The 18,362-nt window shown below is 65.3% G+C and carries 13 protein-coding genes; 1 reads left to right on the plus strand and 12 read right to left on the minus strand.

The annotated features are described in order from the left end of the window. Window positions 1-57: 57 nt before the first annotated feature. From FAZ69_RS20080 to FAZ69_RS20090, 3 genes are all read right to left on the minus strand, one after another. The gene (locus FAZ69_RS20080) at window positions 58-1,614 is read right to left on the minus strand and encodes a methyl-accepting chemotaxis protein (RefSeq protein WP_136896817.1); all 1,557 of its coding nucleotides are present in this window, start codon (window positions 1,612-1,614) and stop codon (window positions 58-60) included. 145 nt (window positions 1,615-1,759) lie between these two features. Continuing rightward, entirely contained in the window at window positions 1,760-2,584 is an 825-nt protein-coding gene (locus tag FAZ69_RS20085; RefSeq protein WP_136896818.1) for an anti-sigma factor family protein, read from the minus strand. Further along, the gene (locus FAZ69_RS20090) at window positions 2,581-3,126 is read right to left on the minus strand and encodes an RNA polymerase sigma factor (RefSeq protein ID WP_136896819.1); all 546 of its coding nucleotides are present in this window, start codon (window positions 3,124-3,126) and stop codon (window positions 2,581-2,583) included. The genes FAZ69_RS20085 and FAZ69_RS20090 overlap by 4 nt, the downstream gene beginning before the upstream one ends. Window positions 3,127-3,657: 531 nt before the next feature. Between FAZ69_RS20090 and FAZ69_RS20095 the strand changes: the two genes are divergently transcribed. Beyond that, a complete protein-coding gene (locus FAZ69_RS20095; RefSeq protein WP_136896820.1) occupies window positions 3,658-5,247 on the plus strand; it encodes a cyclin family protein in 1,590 nt (529 codons plus the stop codon). An 83-nt stretch (window positions 5,248-5,330) separates the two neighbouring features. Here FAZ69_RS20095 and FAZ69_RS20100 read toward each other — a convergent pair whose 3' ends face one another. The 9 genes from FAZ69_RS20100 to sctT all read right to left on the minus strand — a co-directional run bounded on the left by FAZ69_RS20100 (window position 5,331) and on the right by sctT (window position 18,355). Then, window positions 5,331-7,700, minus strand: coding sequence for a putative bifunctional diguanylate cyclase/phosphodiesterase (locus tag FAZ69_RS20100; RefSeq protein WP_136896821.1), 2,370 nt, complete (start codon window positions 7,698-7,700; stop codon window positions 5,331-5,333). A gap of 14 nt (window positions 7,701-7,714) precedes the next feature. After that, window positions 7,715-8,296 (minus strand): cupredoxin domain-containing protein, encoded by a 582-nt coding sequence (locus tag FAZ69_RS20105; RefSeq protein WP_240702352.1) that lies wholly within the window; start codon window positions 8,294-8,296, stop codon window positions 7,715-7,717. Window positions 8,297-8,499: 203 nt separating this feature from the next. Next, window positions 8,500-10,029, minus strand: a complete 1,530-nt coding sequence (locus FAZ69_RS20110; protein ID WP_136896822.1) for a methyl-accepting chemotaxis protein — start codon at window positions 10,027-10,029, stop codon at window positions 8,500-8,502. Window positions 10,030-10,042: 13 nt separating this feature from the next. Next, entirely contained in the window at window positions 10,043-11,107 is a 1,065-nt protein-coding gene (locus tag FAZ69_RS20115; protein WP_206171221.1) for a cytochrome-c peroxidase, read from the minus strand. 296 nt (window positions 11,108-11,403) lie between these two features. Beyond that, on the minus strand, window positions 11,404-11,787 hold the full coding sequence (locus FAZ69_RS20120) for a hypothetical protein (protein ID WP_136896823.1): 384 nt from the start codon (window positions 11,785-11,787) through the stop codon (window positions 11,404-11,406). Window positions 11,788-12,165: 378 nt separating this feature from the next. Continuing rightward, on the minus strand, window positions 12,166-15,699 hold the full coding sequence (locus FAZ69_RS20125; RefSeq protein ID WP_136896824.1) for a hypothetical protein: 3,534 nt from the start codon (window positions 15,697-15,699) through the stop codon (window positions 12,166-12,168). A 289-nt stretch (window positions 15,700-15,988) separates the two neighbouring features. Beyond that, a complete protein-coding gene (locus tag FAZ69_RS20130) occupies window positions 15,989-16,945 on the minus strand; it encodes a polysaccharide lyase family 7 protein (protein WP_136896825.1) in 957 nt (318 codons plus the stop codon). Window positions 16,946-17,099: 154 nt separating this feature from the next. Beyond that, window positions 17,100-17,498, minus strand: a complete 399-nt coding sequence (locus FAZ69_RS20135) for an HrpB1 family type III secretion system apparatus protein (protein WP_136896826.1) — start codon at window positions 17,496-17,498, stop codon at window positions 17,100-17,102. 50 nt (window positions 17,499-17,548) lie between these two features. Then, a complete protein-coding gene (gene sctT / locus FAZ69_RS20140; protein WP_136896827.1) occupies window positions 17,549-18,355 on the minus strand; it encodes a type III secretion system export apparatus subunit SctT in 807 nt (268 codons plus the stop codon). Window positions 18,356-18,362: the final 7 nt, after the last annotated feature.

Consider the following 18,362-nt stretch of genomic DNA (forward strand, 5'->3'; position numbering starts at 1 on the left):
CCGGTGCTCAATTCGATAACACCTATCGCTCAAGCAATATTCCACCGGCAAGCCACGTTATCGCCGTGCCGCATCGACCTTGAAGGCCGATACCTCGCCGGTGAGGCGCGTGGCCTGCTCGTCCAGCGACTGTGCCGCCGCGGCCGCCTCCTCGACGAGCGCGGCATTCTGCTGAGTCGCGCCGTCGATCTGGCCGATTGCCACGTTGACCTGTTCGATGTCGCGGCCCTGCTCCTCGGAAGCGGCCGCGATCTCGCCGACGATTTCCGCCACCCGCCGGGTGGCTTGCCGGGCAGCGTCGGCGGTACGCCCCACTTCGCTGGTCTGGCGCGAACCGGATTCGATCGTCGCGACCGATTGCGCGATCAAGTCCTTGATCTCCTTGGCCGCGGCCGACGAACGCTGCGCGAGACTGCGCACCTCGGTGGCGACGACGGCGAAGCCGCGGCCCTGCGCGCCGGCCCGCGCGGCCTCGACCGCGGCATTCAGCGCGAGGATGTTGGTCTGGAACGCGATGCCCTCGATCAGCGTCGTGATTTCGCCGATCTTCGACGAGCTCGCCGAGATTTCGCTCATGGTGTCGACCATCCGGTTCACGGTCTGCGTCGCGCTGTCCGAGACCTGCGACGCTTCGGCTGCGAGTGCGCTTGTCTGCTGGGCGCGCTCGGCGTTTTGCTGAACCGCGGCCGTCAATTGGCCGAGACTCGAGACGGTCTGCTGCAGCGACGCCGCCTGCTGCTCGGTGCGCGCGGACAGATCTGCATTGCCGGCCGCGATCTGCCGCGAGGCGACGCCGACCGCGTCGCTCGACAGCCTCACGTTGGCGACGACCCCGGCCACGCGTTCGAGGAGCCGGTTCAACGCCGTCGCGGTGTGGCCGATCTCGTCCATCCGAGCCACTTCGGCGCGATGGGACAAGTCGAGGTGGGTGCTGATCCGCTGCAGCGTTTCTTGCAGACGCGTGAGTCCGCTGCCAATCACGGCATAGATGCGTGCGCCGAGCCCCCCTGTCAGCACCAGCGCTCCGACGATGATCGCCACCATCAAGCCGAACGCCTTGCGATAGCCGTCCTGGTTCGCGACGCGCATCTCGTCGCTGTGCGCGATGTTGTCGTTCAGGTGATCGTGCAGGCCGCCGTTCAGCGCCAGCGCAGCGTTGTGCACGGCGCCGCCGTCGTGGAGCATCGCGAGCGCGCCGTCGCGGTCGCCGGCGGTCATCTTCTCGAGAAAGGCACGCCGCGCGTCCCGATATGCGGCGATGTGCGCCCGGTCGGCATCGAGCAGCTTCTGGTCCGCGTCGCCGGATACGTCGTGGGTCTGATAGTCGGCGAGATGGCCGTCGAAGTGGCGGTCCGCATCGTCGATCGTCTGCGTGATCGACCGGCGGCTCGCGTCGTCGATGCCGTCCACCACGAGGCGGTACAGGTTCAGGCGCATGTCGGCGACGTCGTCGAGCGCCCCTGAAATCGATTTCAGGCCGGGTATGGTCTGCGATTCAAGCCCTTCGATGCGTTGATTCGACTCGCGCAGTTGCGTAAGCCCGTATGCCCCCACGAACAGGAGAGCCAGTAACGCCGCGCCGAGCGTCACCACCAGTTGCCGAACGATTGTCATATGCACCCTCTTGTATTTTGGATTGCGCGTTCCGGAACCAGAACACGCCAGCCGCCACGTTTATTCCGTTGCGCCGGTGCGCCGGCGCACGGGTGGCGCCGTGCCGGAAGGCGGGCATGCTCGGGATATCGGCTTGAAAGCGGACTTACAACAGGGCCCCGGTGCCGCGCCCCGCAATCTGCTTGCCGATCGCTTCGAGATCCGCGCTGCCGGGCTTGCCGATCAGGGCGTATCCGAGCTGGGCCTGCCGCCAGGTGACCACCTGCATCGCATCGACCGTTCGAGCCTGCAATGCCGCATCGGACTTCGGCTCGCGAATCACGCATAGCGCGACCGGCGGCCCTTCCTTCGGCAAATAGACGATCTGCACGAGCGGCTTGTTATGGAAGTTGAGCCGCCGGATCGCCTTGAACTCCAGGCCAGCACGGCTCAGGTCGGGAACGTGCACGTCCAGGTGGTCCTTTGCCCGCACGTCTTCGACGACCGTGGCCGCCCCGTTCATGTCGGCCTGCGTGTACGCAACGGTATCGCGCGTATAGAGGCTCTGATAGTCCGCGGCGGCGGTGACCCACGGCGACATGCCGCTCGCCGCCACGGTGGTGGCTGCAGGCGGCGCGGGACGCAGCAGCAGGCCGGTGCAAAAGGCGCCGGCCACGCAGGCGGCGGCGAGCCACGAGGGCACGGTGCGCAGCCGCGAGCGGCGCGGCGCGCCTGCGGCACTCCGAGGCGAGTCAGCCGCGTCGCGGTGTTCGCGAATCAGCGCATCGATGCTGCCGACGAGGCTCGCGGGCAGCGGCGGCAACGCCTGCTGCTCGAACGCCGCGCGATAGTCGGCCTGCGACGCCCGCAACATCTTCACGAGCTCGGCGGCTTCGGCCGAGCCGGCGATGAACGCTTCGACCTCGGCGAGTTGCGCCTGGGGCAGCTCGCCGTCCACATAAGCCATCAGTAAGGTTTCGTCGACTTTCATGCCATCGAGTCCTTGCTCCGGGACGCGGCGCCTGCCGGACCGCCGCGCGCGGCGAATTGCGCGCCGATTGCCTGCCGCGCGCGCGAGAGCCGGCTCATGATCGTGCCGATGGGGACGCCGAGCGCATCGGCGGCTTCCTGATAGCTCAATCCCTCCACCGCGACGAGCAGCATGACGACGCGCTGCGTCTCCGGCAATCGCTGAACGGCATCGATGATCTGGCCGTGCATCAGGGCGGTTTCGGGCGTCTGTCCAGCGGGATCGGCGACGTTCTCGAGCACGCCGTCGTCCCATTCCATGCTCGAACGCCTGCGCACGCTGCGCATGCGCAACTCGTTGATCCAGGTGGTATGGACAATCGAAAACATCCAGCTGAGCGGCGCCGTGTCGGGCCGCAATTGATGGGCGCGTTCAAGCGCCCTCACGCAGGCGCGCTGCACCAGGTCTTCCGCATCGTGCTTATCGCCGGCGATGCGCAGCGCGAACGCCCACAGCCGCGGAAGCATCTCGGGAAGCATGCTGGGTAAGTCTGCAGCGGTCATCGACGTGTCTCTCCGCCTGTTGTTCGATTGCTTCGTCGTGGGTGCCGGTGCGCACGTGTGCTGCCGGCATGACGCGATGGGCGCAAGTGTAGCGCAAAGCGGGTTTTTCAAGAGGTCGAATGCGAAGCAAAGTCCATCGATGCGTAGCGGCCCGGCAGCGATGCCGCCGACGATTTGCTTCGGGAAACGTATTCGCACTTCGCGGGCGCGGCGCGGGCATGCCGCTCCAGTCAGTACGCTCACGAGATGCGAGATCCGGCAGTTCGTCTTTCCGCCGCGCTCACCATTGCTCTGGAGGCAAATATGAGAACTCGAATTCCATCCACATCGGCCCACCCGCTCGCTACCGGTTTGGCGGAGCCTTCCGGCGGCTCTCCATCGCAAGCTACGTCAAGCCGGACCGGGCCGAGCACACGCCAGCGCCAAACGGCGGCACTGCCTGCCGGCGGGCCGTCTCCGCGTCCCGCGGCGCCCGCCAATCAGACGCCGTCGTCAGTGAGGCCGAGGGTCACGCTCGCCAGGCTGGCGGGAATGCGCACGGCCGACGAGCCGGGAACGGCGAGAATGCCGGCGTTCGAGACAGTGGCCGTCAAAACGCCGGCTGTCGAAACGCCGGCTGTCAAAGCACCGGCTGTCAATGCTCCCCCCCTCGCCCAGACAGACAGGAAGAGCCGCGGGAACCGGGGATCGCTCGTCGACAAGCTTTTCAAACTGATCGGCTGCATATCAGATCCAACGGAAATGCCGCGAAACGAGGAAATAGCGTCTTCAAGCAAGACAATTGCGCCGCCACGCGAGGCAATAACAGCGCCAAGCGAAGAAATAACGTCGTCACACGCGGAAAGACCGGCCTTCCTCAAAAATGACGGGTGGAACGCCAATCCGCAAGTGGCGCTCGCCGAACAACAGGCGCTCGCCCGAACAATGGCAGGCACGTTGAAGGAGCACTGGCCCGACACGCCGGCGTCCACGTATAAGAAGATGGCGGAATGGGCAATGCAACGCACCAGGATGCCCAAGCCGATCATGGAATGCGCCGTTGAGTTGATGAATGAAATCGCCCAACGCCACGGCGAGATCGAAGGCGACAGCCCGTTGAAAAACGGAAAGAATGTGCTTATGGCGAGCTTGATGGTCGCATCCAAGCTCGATGAGAATTCATTCAACGGTACAGCATGGGCAACGGTCTCATCCGGGCTCGACGGGATCGCCGGACACGCGCCCAAGGATACGAGGGAATTGGCGCAGGCGAATATGAAAGCCGAGTTTGCCGTACTTCGCCTATTCGGCGTTATTAAACCCGGAGCCATCGAGTACAGCCGCCAACCCCCTGAGAAGATAGACGAAATCATGCATATCGGCCGAAGGGAGGCCGGATTGACCGCCTCGGAAGCCAGTGTCGCCGAGAGTCTTCTGCAAACTGTTCTTGCACGACGTTCGAAGATGGCGCCCGACAATCCACTCCGGTACGACGACAAGGCAGCCTTGGCGAGCCTGATGCTCGCGCGCAAAACAACGCAGGACAAGCACTTCTCCGCCGCAGCCTGGGCAGAGCTTTCATCGTCTCTTCGCAGTCATGGCAACTCGTTGACACCCTCATCGGACGCGGAAGATCTGGAACAGAACCGGAAGGCCTTTTGGGAGGCAACCAAACTATTTTCCTTTGTCAGCGGGGACGTCCCTAAAGACTGGGAAAAGCCTGTGAGCGACAAGGATGCGCATGTGAACGGCTCGATGATGGCGCAGAAAATGAACGCTAGCGAGATGCATCTCGGAGACTCGTTCTCCGCCGCGGTCAAAAAAGCAAAGCTGACCGAACCGGCGATGAATATGGCGCTTTGCCTAGTGGACACGATAGCCCCAAAACGGAGCCAAATGGCTGACAAAAACCCATTGCGAAATGAGGTCAATGCATTTTTTGCAAGCCTGATTTTCGCGCGCAAAGTCATGCAGGAAGACGAGCTCCCGGCCGAGCATTGGGCTCAGCTTTCATCCGAGGCCCACGGCAGCGCCGGTGTTGATACATCAAAGTTTTCAACCAAGGACTTCATGCAGGTCAACAGAATGGCCGAGCTGGCTTTGAAGGAGCTATGCAAAATTCCCGACCGCGACCTGCCCTGACAGTCGCGCGCGCATGCGGCGACGGGCTGAGCCCGTCGCATCCCAAGCCCAAGCGCCGCCCGGCAACCGGCTCATTCGCGACATCACCCCGACTGCGTCTGCGAGCACGCCGCCACCACTTCATTCCACTCCCGCAACCACCCCTCCACCTTATCGGCCGGCAGCGGCCGGCTCAGGTAATACCCCTGCGCGATATCGCAATGCAAAGCCCGCAGGCGCGCGAGCGTCGCTTCGTCCTCGATGCCCTCCGCCGCCACTTGCAGCCCCATGTTGTGCGCGAGCGCGATCGTCGAGCGCACGATCAGTTCGTCATCGGCATCGCCCGTCATGCCCATCACGAACGATCGATCGATCTTGAGCTCGCTGACGGGCATCCGCTTCAGATAAGCGAGCGACGAATAGCCGGTGCCGAAATCGTCGATCGAAAGACGGATGCCGAGCCGATGCAAGCGTTCGAGCGTGTCGATCGCGTGCGCGGGGTCGTCCATCAAGGCGCTTTCGGTGATTTCGACCCAGAGCCAGCGGGCGTCCAGACCGTGGCGGCGCAGGAGCGCATCGAGGGCGTCGGGCAGGTCGGCGCCGAGGTCGCGCGCCGACAGGTTGATCGACACGTTGAGCTCGAGCCCGAGCGCATGCCAGCGCGCGCATTGCGCGATGGCTTCGCCCGCGACCCAGCGTGAAATCGAGCGGATGAAGCCGGTCTGCTCGGCGAACGGAATGAACTCGCCCGGCGGCACCATGCCGCGCGCCGGATGCACCCAGCGCACGAGCGCTTCCACGTGCGCCATCGCGTTCGTCGCGAGGTCGACCTTCGGCTGGTAGTAGAGCCGCAATTCGCCGTGGTCGATCGCATGGCGCAGCTCGCTCATCAGCGAAAGGCGCTCCGCGCCGCCGCGCTCCCTGGAGGCGTCGTACATCGCCACGCCGGTATTCGCGCGCTTGGCCACGTACATCGCCGCATCCGCGCGGCGCAGCAAGGTGGGCATGTCCGCGCCGTGCTGCGGGAAGCAGGCGATGCCGAGGCTCGCGCCGACGTCGACAAAATGCTCCTCGATCTGGATCGGCGCTTCGAGCGCTTTCAGGCAGGCATTCGCCACGCGTTGCGCGGCGTCCGGGCCGCTGTGCGGCAGCAGCATGGCGAACTCGTCGCCGCCGAGCCTCGCCACCAGATCGGATGCGTGCGGAAGCGCTTGCCGCAGGCGCTTGCCGACCTCGCGCAGCAGCATGTCGCCCGCGTGATGGCCGAGCGCATCGTTCACGTACTTGAAGCGGTCGATGTCCATGACCATGACCGCGAGCGAGCCGGCCTCGCGCCCGGATCGATCGATGGCCTCTTCGAGCCGCTCGCAGAACGCCAACCGGTTGGGCAGCGCGGTCAGCGTATCGACGTAGGCGAGGTTCGTGATGCGCGCTTCACGCTCGGCGATATCGTTGCGCATCTGGCTGAATGCGGCGGCGAGCTCGCTGATTTCATCCTTCTGCGAGATCGAGATCGATGCGTCGTACTCGCCGCGCCCGATGCGCCGCGCAAAGCGCGTCAGCTCGGCAAGCGGCCGGGTCACGCTGCGCGCGGTCAGCGTCGCGCCCGCAATCGAAACGGCGACGCCGGCGAGCGTGAGCAGCAACAGCGCCACCTGAAGCTGGCGAAAGCGCGCGATCGCCTCGGCGATCGATTTCTGCAGCACGGCGACGACGGGCTCCCCGTATGGCGCGAGCCAGACGGCGCGCGATCCGAAACCATCGTTCAGCTGAAGGGAGGTGTCGTGCCGGTCGGCGAACATCGCGCCGCCGCTCGCGCGCTGAAGCGCGCCGCGCTCCTCCCCGGGCAGCGAGCTGGCCGCGATCGTCCATCGGTTGCCGGAGACCCTCGTCATGAACGATACGTCGAGCGACGTCACGTCGTGCATCTGCGCAGCGAAGGCATCGTCGATCGAGAAGCCTATGGCGACCCAGGCGATCGTCGTCGGCGCTTTGACCGGCACGACGACTAGCGCATACGCCTTGCCGCCGATGCTGCCGATGAGCGTGGCAGCGTCCTTGCGGGCCGGGTGCTCGAGCAGCGCCGGAAACGCGAACGGCGAGCCGACGCCCGACGGCGTGCGGCTATCCGCGATCAGCTTGCCCTCGAGGTTCACCAGCATCGCGACGTCGGCGCGAATGCGGTCCCCTTGATTGCGCAGCGCCGACATCACGGTCGCCTCGTCGCCGGTCGCGACCGCTTCGCGAAAGCCGAAGTCCGCGGCGACGATGCCCGCCGCTTGCGTGAGCCTTGCGGTATCCGATTGCAGCACGCGGCGAAACACGCGCTCGCCGACGTCGAGCTGCTCGTCGACATGGGCTCGCGCCACCGAGGCGATCACCCGGTCAGCCGCAATGAACACCGCTGCCTGAACGGCCAGCATCAGCAGCACGAATACGAGTGCGATCTTCGATCGCAGCTTGTGCAGGCGCATACCCGATGTGCCGGCTATGGGGTGTCGAGGTTCATGACGAACGTCACGGCGTTGTCCGTGGCCGCGTCGACCTCTTTCGTCTGCTGCGCCTTCGGGTCGCTTTGGCGGTAGTGCCAGGCGGTCAGGCGATAACGCTCGGCGGGCACGTCGGCCAGCACCGCATCGCCGTTCGCATCGGTCTTGGCGAAATACGGCGTGTCGACGACGAGCAGGTACGCGATCATCGTGTCGTGAATGTTGCAGCCGAGCACGACGAGGCCGGGCTTGTCGAACACGACCGGACGAGGAGGGATGCCGCGATAGAGCTTCAATTCGAAGCGCTTCGCGGGAGAGAGCGAGTAGACGTCGTGCGCGATGGCGTCGAGGTTCGGCAGGTTCACCGCAGCCCCGGTCTGCACGACCGAGACGAGCGGCACGAACGTCTTGTTCTGCTGGGCGATCGAGGTGCTCGCGGGCCGGCGCTTGGGCAGCTTGCCGTCGACCGGCGTCGCATAGACGACCGCGTTCGCGGCCGGCGCCCCATTCTCGTCCACGACGTGGACATGTACGATCCCCGCAGCGGCCCCGCTTGCCGCCAGCGCGCCTGTGCCTGTCACTGCGACCAGCCAGGCCGCGCAGACATGCCTAAACCCTTTCCCCGTAATCATCCGTGCGCCTTGTCTCGATGAGCCGTTCGTTATTCACGTTTTTCTTGGCGGCGCCGTGCGTACGGCGCCGTCTCGATCCTCGATAACGGTTCATTGGCGCTTTTATTTCGTGCCACCCCCGATTGTTTTTTTCAATGGACCCGATAGGCCGTTCAGGCTTGCACCGGCAACCGGAACACCGAGACGGCCTCGACGAGCCGATGCCCCTGCTCCCTGAGCGATTCCGCAGCCCTTGCAGTCTCCACGGCGAGCGCCGAATTCTGCTGCGTGGCGGTGTCGAGCTGCCCGATCTCCTGACCGACGTGACCCATCTTGCCGCTCTGCTCGACGTTGCCCTGGCGGATCTGCTCCATCACGTCCGTGACCCGGCGAATCGACTGCTGGACTTCGTCCATCGTGTGACCCGCCCGCTCGATCAGCGACGAGCCCTCTTCCACCCGGCTCACACTGCTCGTGATCAGTTCCTTGATTTCCTTCGCCGCGCTGGCGGAGCGCTGCGCCAGCACGCGAACCTCGCCGGCCACCACCGCGAAGCCACGCCCGTTCTCGCCGGCGCGCGCCGCCTCCACGGCGGCGTTCAGCGCCAGGATGTTGGTCTGGAACGCGATGCCGTCGATCACTCCGATGATGTCGACGATCCGGCGGCTGCTCTCGTTGATGCCGCGCATCGTCTGCACCGCATCGCCGACCACCGAGCCGCCCTGGGCGGCGACATCGCTTGCGAGTCCCGCGAGCTTGCTCGCCTGCGTCGCCTGGTCCGCGCTGTGACGGACCGCCGTGTCCAGCTCTTCCATCGTGGCCGCCGTCCGGACGATCGCGGCGGCCTGCTGTTCGGTGCGGATGCTCAGGTCGCCGTTGCCGACCGCGATGTCGTCCGTTCCGTTCGCCAGCCCCGCGCTGATCGCGCGCACGTTCGTCACCGTATCGATCAGCGACTGCTGCATGCGCGCCGTCGCGGCCATCACGCTGCCGCCGGGCACGCGCGCGGCGTCGATCCTGACGCTCAAGTCGCCGCTCGCCACCGCATTGGCGACCCGCGCAACCTCCGCGGCATCGGCCCCCAGCTGGCGATAGAGACTGCGCAGCGCCAGCCAGCCGAGCGACACGCCCAGCGCCACGGCAAAGGCCATCTCCGCGGCCGTCCACCACTGCGCGCGCTGCGCCAGCGTGCGGCTCGTCGCGACGGCCGCATCGGCCCGTTCGGCGCTTTGTGCAAGCAGCTCGCCGAGTTGCTTCTTCAGGTCGTCGTGCGCCGCGTCGAGCAGATGGTAGGACGGAAGCTCCGTGGCCGGCTCGTTGCGGACAAAGCGCGCAGCCAGGGCCAGCCACGCCTCGACCTTGGATGTCGTGGCGTCGGCCACGCCGGACGCCGCGCCCGCGCTGCCGTCCTGAAGCAGCCTGGCTGCCTGGCGGAGCTGCTCCGCCTGCTGATTGAAGGCGCGGACTTTGCTGTCCTCCTGGTCGGGATCGGTGAAGGCGATCGCCTGGCGGAAGGTGGCTTCCGTATCGAGGAAGCTGACCCACAGCTTCTCCGCATTGGCGGACATGGCGTTGCTGCGGACGATTTCCTCGGTTGCCGCAGCGAGCGAGTGGGTTTGCCATAGCGACTGGATGCCCTGCAAGCCGATCAGCCCGAGCAGAACGCCGATGCACAGATAGAGACTTTGTTTGACGAGATTCATCGTGGTCTCCGGATCAGTTGGCCGGAAGATTCGGCATGCTGAGCGTCGCCTGGGGGCTCGACAGGCTCTTCAGGAACGCCACCAGGTCGGTGAGCTCGGCCCCGCTCAACGTGAACGGCTGGATCAATGGATCGCGCGTGGGGCGCTGGACCCCGGCGGTCTCGTAGTGCGCGACGACCGCCTCCAGCGTCGCGTACTGGCCTTTGTGCATGTAGGGCGCGCGCGCCGCGACTTCCCTCAGCCCGGGTGTCTTGAACGCATAGTCGTCGGCGGGGTTCTTCGTGACCCCGGATCGTCCCTTGTCGTCGGTCACGAGGCCGATGTCGTGGAACTTGTTGTCGGTGAAATTCCAGCCGCCATGGCAGGCGATGCAATGCGCCTTGCCGGTGAAGAGATGGAAGCCGCGCTGCTCGCTCTCCGACAAGGCGTGCGAATCGCCGCTGATCCAGCGATCGAAGGGTGTCTGCGCGCTGACGACGGTCCGCTCGTACGTCGCAATCGCCTTGACGATCGTCGTTGCATTCAAGCCGTCCTTCGGGAAGGCGGTCTCGAATGCGCGCCGGTATCCCGCCACCTCGTTCAGCCTGGAGACCGCGGTGTCGAGCGGCAGGTCCATTTCCGCCGCCGACTGGATGGGTCCCTTGGCCTGCTCCTCGAGCGAGGGGGCCCGCCCGTCCAGAAAGAACTCGTGCGACCACGCCTGATTCAGCACCGTGGGCGCATGCCTTGGCAACGGCTTGCCGCCCGCGCCGATCGCCTGGGCGAACGGCACCTCCCAGCCGAAAGAAGGATTGTGGCAACTCGCGCAGCTGATATTGCGGTCACGCGACAGACGGGGGTCGAAAAACAGCATCTTGCCCAGCGTCGCCTTGGCTGGCGTGTAGGGATTGTCGGCGGGGAAAGGAATGGACGCCGGGCGGGCGAACGACGCCTTCAGCGCCGGGTCGGCGTCCTGCGCCCTGCAGGGGGCCGCGCTTTGCACGAGAACCGCCGCCACGAATAGAACACATGCGCGAAAGGGCGCCGCGCGCGGAAACATCGGCGCCTGGAACAAGGTGCGTTGCTGGCTCTTCAGCATTCTGGCTCTCCATACAAACGGCTGGATCCGCAATCTGCCGGGGGGTGCGCGATGACGGGCCGCCCATTCGCCACCGTGTCCGCAATTGGGATATCGGCGTCTCACAGTGTGGGTTTAGTCATACGATTCTCGGCAATCGTTTGCATCAGGGATCTCCTGACGCACCGCGTGGCTATCGACACCCTCACCCGAAGTCGCGTTGCGAAACGCGAACCCGCCCGATTCGCCTCCCGCTTGGCGCGGCTATAGTCGCCTTTCCGACCAGCCCTGGTCGGTAGAGAACCACCGCGGAGCGATCACGTCGGCGGCTCTACTGTTTGCCCGGCGCTCCGCAAGGAGCAGCCGGGCTTTTTTTCGGGTGCTGGATTCAGGCGTCGATTTGCCCAGGGGAGATTCACACGCGACGGCCGTCTTGACGGAGGGCCGCTGTCCGTCGAATGGGCCGAAGCGCGCCGCACCATGGCGACGTTGTTGTCCGGGCCTTCGAACGAGACGCTGCCGCGCGGCGTCCAGCTTTCTTTCAATGCGACGTTGTACTTCCTGTACATGTCGGCAAGCTCGCCTTGCGTCTTCACAACCGTCCATCCTCTTTTCGCGGCATACATCGCCACCGGAAAACGCGGTTCCGCCACCTTTCGATTCAACGGGACGCCCGGCTCCTCCGCCTTCGTATAGGCCACGCAGCTGACCTGTGGACCGTCTCGGGTCTTCCGAACTTTCAAGGCCTGCCGCTTTCCGGCCCATATGGAGCAGACCCGACTGATCGGGATTCAGCGTGGCCACGTATCCAAGGATGCCCGCGTCTCGGCATCACGCAGGATCCGCTCCGCGGTCCTGGGAGAATAGGCAGCCTGTATCGAGCTCGGCTTGAGCGTCTTCGTCGGATTGTCATGCCCCTTCGCCTCGGCAGCACGGAAAATAAGGGATGCTCAGCAGCGAGGGCGGGCTGTCTTGGCTTCTCGGCCCCCTCGGGCTACACCGTCGCGCCGAAGCTGCAGCCGGCCTATTGGGCTTGGCCGGACACACGAAGCATCGACGCGAGATGCGAAGGCGTCGCCTCACGCGCCGGCTTGCCCCGCCTGAGCGCTCCCCGCCTGATCGCTCTGCATCGGCCAAACCTTGTCCAGCTTGTCGGCTTGCTTCGGCTTCACCTTCAGGGCCGCCACCTCGCGCTCGCCGCGCGCGCCCTTTTGCACCGCGACCTGAATGCCCATCCGCAGCCCCGTCGAGATCTGCTGGTCATTCGTCTGGATGGTCAGCAGCTCCGTCGGCAACCACGAGTCGCTGCGCTTGAGAAGCGCATCGCGCTGCTTGACGAGGTTCTGGATATCGCCCGCATCATCAGCGTGATTGCGCGCCTCGAGGGCGGTGATCCGGTCGTCCAGCGCATCGGCCTTTTGGGCGGCCGCCTCGCGAATACGCCGCCGCAGGACGAACTTGAGGTTCTGCGTTTGGTTCTCGGAAAGGCCGGACAGGTACTCTTCGATCTTGTCGCTGCCTTTCTTGAGCGCCTCGTCGTACCCCGCCTGGGTGGTCGGCATCGGCTTGTCCTTGAGGCCGAACGCCAGCATCCACGCCGGATCCGTGCGCAGCGCCTGCTTGTATTGGGAAAAGTTCGCGATCTCGGTGTCCGCATTCGACGCGCGCAGGTTGATCTTGCCGCGCTCGCGCACGAGCGTCACCTTCGCCTGGTGGAACGAGTCATGAAGCTGGGCCTGGATGCCGAACAGGCTTGGGGTAAGCATCGACACGGTCGCGATATCGGTCTTGTGGACCTCGCCGTGCTTTTTCAGCGAATCGCTGACGGTCGCGGTGACGCCGATCTGCACGCCGGCGCGATGGCCGCTGCCGAAACGATGGGACTCGATTTTCGTCTGTCCCGATGCGTCGACGACATCGAGCGTCGCGCGCGGCACGTATTGATACGCACCGCCGGCGATGCCGTTGATGCGCGCCGTATATTTGCCCGCGCCGACCTTCGCGCCCGCCCGGAAATCGGCCGTGGCCTGCACGCGCCTCAGCTCGCCGACCTGGTTGTTCCAGGCAACGGAGAAGTCGTCGCGGTCGTAAAACTTCGCGCCGAGCTCATTCCACAGCGTCTTTTCGCTCTTGCCTTTGCCCGCGTTGTCGAACAGATAGGTGTTGACCTCCTTCAATTGCCGCCTGCCTTCCGTTTCGTTATAGGCATCGTCGTCGTCCTTCAAGCGGCGCGCGATGCTGAGATCGACCGTGCACTGCTGGGTGTCGTCCCATTCGTATCCGCCCTCGATGTTCCCGCCCACGCGGGCAATCCCTAAGTTGTGGCCGAGCTGCACGCCGACGCCGGCGTCCAAGCGCGTTCTTTGCTGTGTGCCGAAGCTGATCTTGTAGGCGGGCGTCGAACGGTTGAACTCGAAGACGGACTGACGTCCGTGCGAGGCCTGCAGGTTCAGGCGCGGCGCGATCAGCGGGAACGATGCCGCCGTGGCGGTGATGCCGCGCGTGCTGACGCCCAATTGGCCGCCGTCGGTGATGGTGGCCTTGCCGCTGCCTTCGATCGCGTCGATGATGCGCTCGCCGGCTTCGCGGAAGTCGGCCGTCGTCGTGCCGCGCGGCGTGATCTTCTTGCCGAGCATGATCCGGTCGATCGCGTCGATGTTCTTCGTTGCCTTTTTTCTGACCGAGTCGTCCGTCATGTTGGGCAGCTCGTTTTCGCAACGCTTGCGCAAGACCTCTATCTTCGCCGTGTCGATGACGTCCGAGCCGTTGGTCAGATGCTTGCGCACGAGCTTGCGCGCAGCCTCGAGCGCGCGCGCGTCGTTCGGGTCCGCCACGCTCACCTTGTCGCGGAACCCCGTCATCAGGTTCTGAACGCGCGTCTCGCGGCTCGCGAACAGCTTGAACTTGCTGCTGCGGGCGGGCGCGGCCCCCGTCTGTCCAGGCTGTTGTGCCGCCAGCTGAGTATTCTGCTGGGCTATATGGTCGTCGATCTTGCTCGCAACGTTCCGAGCGATCTCGTCGAGCGTCGCATCGTCGAGCTTCTTCCCGTATTCGATCGGATGTCCCTTCGAGCCGGCGGGAGCAGGCTGCCGCGAGCGATTCGCCAGCACTTCGAGCTCGGCCTGATGGACCAGCTGATGGATCGCGCGGCTATTGCTCTGCAGCTTGCTGCGCTGCGCCGGGCCGTTGCTGGCCGGCGCCGGAAGCTGCCCCAAGGCGTCGAAGACGCCGCGGACGGCTTCGTTGAGCTTCTTCTCGTCCTTTTCCCACGTGCCGAGGCCGGCGCCCTCGACGCCGTCGAGCATCCCTGTGACCGCGCTTTTCTGGTAGCCGAACGGCCGCACCAGTGCCGCAGCGGCTTTGCGCTGCGAGGCGACGGGGACCTCGTCCTCGCCGTTTTCCGCGTTTAGTGTTGGACTGTCCGACGTCGCGCGGGGAATCGTATGGTTCAGAAAGCGCGCCATCCGGTTCTTGGTGGCGGCGAACGGCGTGCCCGGGCCGTCGGTGAGAAAGCCCTGTCGGCCGGCGAGCAGCGCGCCCTTGTCGCCGTCGTTGAGTTCGCCCCCCTTCAAGAGCTTCGACGCGGCATGCGTGATCGAAGACGCATGGCTGGCTTGCAGCGTTGGCGAAATGCCTGCCGTGTGCGACAGCGACAGCTCCATGAGCTGAACGCTCGCAGGGTCGGCGCTGCATCCGGTCTCCTTGACGAGCTCGTTGGCGGCTTGCAGCCACACTCTCGGCGCGTAATGGATGTCGCTGTCGTCCTGGGGCCATGAGCCGCCCGCCAACCGGCGCGCGCAATCGTAGCCGTTCGCCGTCAGCGCGAGATGCTGAGCCGCTCGCCACGCAGGCGAGGTTTCGTCATTCGCGAGCGCTCCGGCCGGCGCCGGCCCCGCTGCGAAGTCCAAGCCTTTCTGCATGCGCTCAAGCACGTTCTGCGCACGGCTGGGATCGCCTGAGGACACCTCCGCCAGCGCGTCGAGCAGCAGCTCGCGCTGCGCGGTGCGCACCTCCTTGGGTAACCGCTGCCAGTCTCCCGTCTGCGTGCACCAGGCGGTCCGGACCACGAGGACACGGATCGCGTCCTCGTCCTGGCCGGGAAAACGCTTTTCCGCCAATTTCTGCAACGAGTCCGTCGCGCCGCCGTCCTCGGGCAGCGCCACTTTGGCGTCGACCTTGTTGAACCCGCCGATCGCCTTTTGCATCTCGCGCTGGGGCTTGCGCATCACCTTGGCAGTCGACGTGTAGGCGAGCGATTCGGGGGTGCCGGCATCGGGGGGGCCGGACAGAGTCGGCGCCGGCACGGAGACATCCCCGTCCCCGTCCACGTGGTGAGGCAGAGTCGTCCGGCCTCGCCTGGCGATCCGGAACGCCGACATCGCGGTGACGTCGAGCGGGATGGTCGCCTGTTTCGGATGAGCGATGGCATGGCCGACCTTGGCGGCACGCGACCTCAGGCCGGAGAGGACGCCGGTCTGCCGCACCGGCGCCGCCTGCGTCGCGGGTGCGGGCGCGTGCGTCTGGGCGGCGGGCGCACTATTCGCATCGGCTGCGGAATGCGCCTGCGGCCCAGGTGTCGGCGCCGTGATCAGAGTGGTCGTCTTGGTCGACATCGCGATGCATCTTGGGTGAACGATATACGTTCATATTCGAGGTGCCATATGACACCCCTGTGGTACATCCGAAGTCGAGTCGCGAAGTGCGAAGCTGCGCCTTGCGGCACGCGCCGTTCGCAATAGGCCCTGGGCGCATCACGCCAAAAGCGCGGGCACCGGGATCGTGAGCGCCCCCTTCACGGGCAGCGCGAACGCGCGCAGGCCCCGGCTTGCGCGGGACCTTGCCCGCGAAGCCGAGGCCGATGTCGATATGTCGATGAGTGAGCGGCTTGGAAGCCGCGGATCTTCAGGTATGCGTGATATTGAGTCCGGAGAACGTCACTGCCGATCCGCCGTTGTGCGCGCTCGAATCCTGCGTATAGTTTCCGGCCTTGAAGTAAAGATCGGCGTTCCCGAAGCTTCCGCTCAGCTGCACTGACTTGCTCTGGCCGTTCGCTTCGATGTTCAGCTGGCCGCTCTTCCCAAGCGAGATGTTGTAGTTGATGTCCTTCGGATTCACGTTCTTGGCGATGACGATGTCATGACGGCCCGCGCTCGCGCTGTTGCTGTTGTCCATGACGCTCGCGACGATATCGCCGTTGCGGTAGTGAAGCTCGAGCGGCGGGCGCGGCTTGCCGTTGGTGCCCTGCCGCTCGTGGATCTGTCCAATGACGATGTCCTTGCTGTTTGGCGCCTTGTCGATCGACAGCTTTGCGCTCATCGTGGCCGTGCCGTCGCCCATGTGCCACGAGCCGTTCTCGGAGAGCTCCGAGCGCGGGTAGCTGGAGCCAGGGTTCTTCGCCGTGTCGCCGTCGGGCACCGTGAACGTGACGCTGCCGTTGGGATTCTGCTTGAAGTACTGGTTGTTGATCTCGCTCATGTTGCCGTGGATGTTCTGGGCGTGACCGCCATTGCCGACCGGCAATTGCAGGTCGCTGAAGCCGCCCAGGTTGACCTTTCCTGGCCCGGATCCGCCGTTGGTGCCGGTAACTGTGCCGACCGACGTCCGGGGAGCCGTGCTTTCGCCCGGAGTGAAGCTGGCCGGCGCCGGCGTGCCGCCTGCGCCGCCCAAACCGCCCAAACCGCCGGAGCTGCCGGAGCCGCCACCGGACGATCCGCTGTTCGAACCCATCCCGCTCAGCATTTGCTCCAGCTCGGCGATCAGCTCATCGAGAACGGCCGATTGCGGTTGTTGCACTGCGCCGTTGGAGAAGTCGCTCAGCGGATTGGTCGAATACTGCCCCGAAACGATCGAAGTAGACATGAGTGCTCCAAGAGGTGGAGGCCGCAAGGTCCGCAGCCGAAGAATCGTTTATGCCTTTCTGGCTTTCACTGTAATTCGCGGTAACGGAGCGCATGGCGGCGATGCGAAGTTTGCAGCGCGGAGGCGAACAAGCGTTCGCCTCCGCCGCACCCCTCTACCGCTGCATCGCATCCGGGGCCGCGAGCAGCGCCTGCGCGGTGCGCGTGGCCATCGGGTCATCGGACTGATACGCCGCCGCGTACGCATAGGTGCGCCAGGCCGGATCGGAAAGCGCATACAGGCAGACCGCCGCGAGCGCCGTGCCGCGCGAGGACAGCATGCCTTCGCGCTCGACGCGCCGCAGTTCGGTCAACGCCTTGCCCCACGCGCGCGCTCGCACGTGCCACCAGGCGAGCACCACGCGCGCTTCGTCGTGGTCGGGGCGCAGCACGGCGATCGCATCGAGCAGGTCCTGCACGTCCGAAAGCGTGTCGAGGCCCGCGCCGGCCCAGAGCACGTCCATCATCCCGGCAACGATCTTGTTGTTGTCCATGGCTTCCCTCGCTTGCATCATGTTTTTCTCCCAGCAGTATGCGAATACATTCGAAACCGGCGGTCCGGCGCTCACTTGGCGCTCGACAGCGCCCGCGCCTCGGCGGCCACGCCGGCGAGCGAGAGCTGGTCGCGCACCTGATCGATGAAGACACCGGCCAGAAGCGCCAGCATCAGGATCGTGAGCGCGCCCTTCACGGGCTGCGCGAGCGAGTGCAGGTCCAGCTTCTGCGAGACCTTGCCCGTGAAGCCGAAGCCGATGTCGATGAGCAAGAGGAGCACCATCATCGGCGTCGCGAGCTTGGCCACGGTCTCCATCAAAGAGTCGGTCTTCATCAGGACGAACGCTTCGACCACCTTCGTGCTCGCCGGCGCCAGGCTCTGAATCGGCCACCAGGTGTAGGACTCGTAGATCGCGCCGAGCAGGAACGTCATGCCGCCCAGACACCAGAACGCGGCGATCGCGAACTGGGAGAGGAGCGTCGAGGTGAGCGAGGTCTGCTGCCCCTGGCTCGGGTTCTGCATCTGCAGCTGGTTGAAGCCGGTCAGGTCGTCGACGTAGGTGCCGACGCATTCGGCCGCCCAGAACACGCTCGACGCCGCGAAGCCGAGCACGATGCCGATCAGCGCCTCCTTCAGGCCGATGCCGACGAGGATCGTCGCATCGCCCTGCTCCAAGAGGCCGCGCTGCCCGAACGCGACGAAGCTGCCCCACAGCATTGCGAGCGAGGTGCGCAGGCGGCCCTGCATCACGTTGTCCGAGGTCGGCGGGAAAATCATCATCAGCACCATCAGGCGCTCGCTGCACAGCCCGAGGATGATCATGTACTTCACCAGCTGGTGGCTGGATTCGATCGATGCGTAGGTAATCTCGCTCATTTCTATT

Origin of the sequence: Trinickia terrae (assembly GCF_005144415.1) — a bacterium.
Classification (GTDB): domain Bacteria; phylum Pseudomonadota; class Gammaproteobacteria; order Burkholderiales; family Burkholderiaceae; genus Trinickia_A; species Trinickia_A terrae.

Bases quoted from the DNA above. Each gene is read 5' to 3' on its own strand.
- FAZ69_RS20080 (WP_136896817.1), bottom strand. From the start codon at position 1,614: ATGACAATCGTTCGGCAACTGGTGGTGACGCTCGGCGCGGCGTTACTG.
- FAZ69_RS20085 (WP_136896818.1), bottom strand. From the start codon at position 2,584: ATGAAAGTCGACGAAACCTTACTGATGGCTTATGTGGACGGCGAGCTG.
- FAZ69_RS20090 (WP_136896819.1), bottom strand. From the start codon at position 3,126: ATGACCGCTGCAGACTTACCCAGCATGCTTCCCGAGATGCTTCCGCGG.
- FAZ69_RS20095 (WP_136896820.1), top strand. From the start codon at position 3,658: ATGCGCACGGCCGACGAGCCGGGAACGGCGAGAATGCCGGCGTTCGAG.
- FAZ69_RS20100 (WP_136896821.1), bottom strand. From the start codon at position 7,700: ATGCGCCTGCACAAGCTGCGATCGAAGATCGCACTCGTATTCGTGCTG.
- FAZ69_RS20110 (WP_136896822.1), bottom strand. From the start codon at position 10,029: ATGAATCTCGTCAAACAAAGTCTCTATCTGTGCATCGGCGTTCTGCTC.
- FAZ69_RS20115 (WP_206171221.1), bottom strand. From the start codon at position 11,107: ATGCTGAAGAGCCAGCAACGCACCTTGTTCCAGGCGCCGATGTTTCCG.
- FAZ69_RS20125 (WP_136896824.1), bottom strand. From the start codon at position 15,699: ATGTCGACCAAGACGACCACTCTGATCACGGCGCCGACACCTGGGCCG.
- FAZ69_RS20130 (WP_136896825.1), bottom strand. From the start codon at position 16,945: ATGTCTACTTCGATCGTTTCGGGGCAGTATTCGACCAATCCGCTGAGC.
- FAZ69_RS20135 (WP_136896826.1), bottom strand. From the start codon at position 17,498: ATGATGCAAGCGAGGGAAGCCATGGACAACAACAAGATCGTTGCCGGG.
- sctT (WP_136896827.1), bottom strand. From the start codon at position 18,355: ATGAGCGAGATTACCTACGCATCGATCGAATCCAGCCACCAGCTGGTG.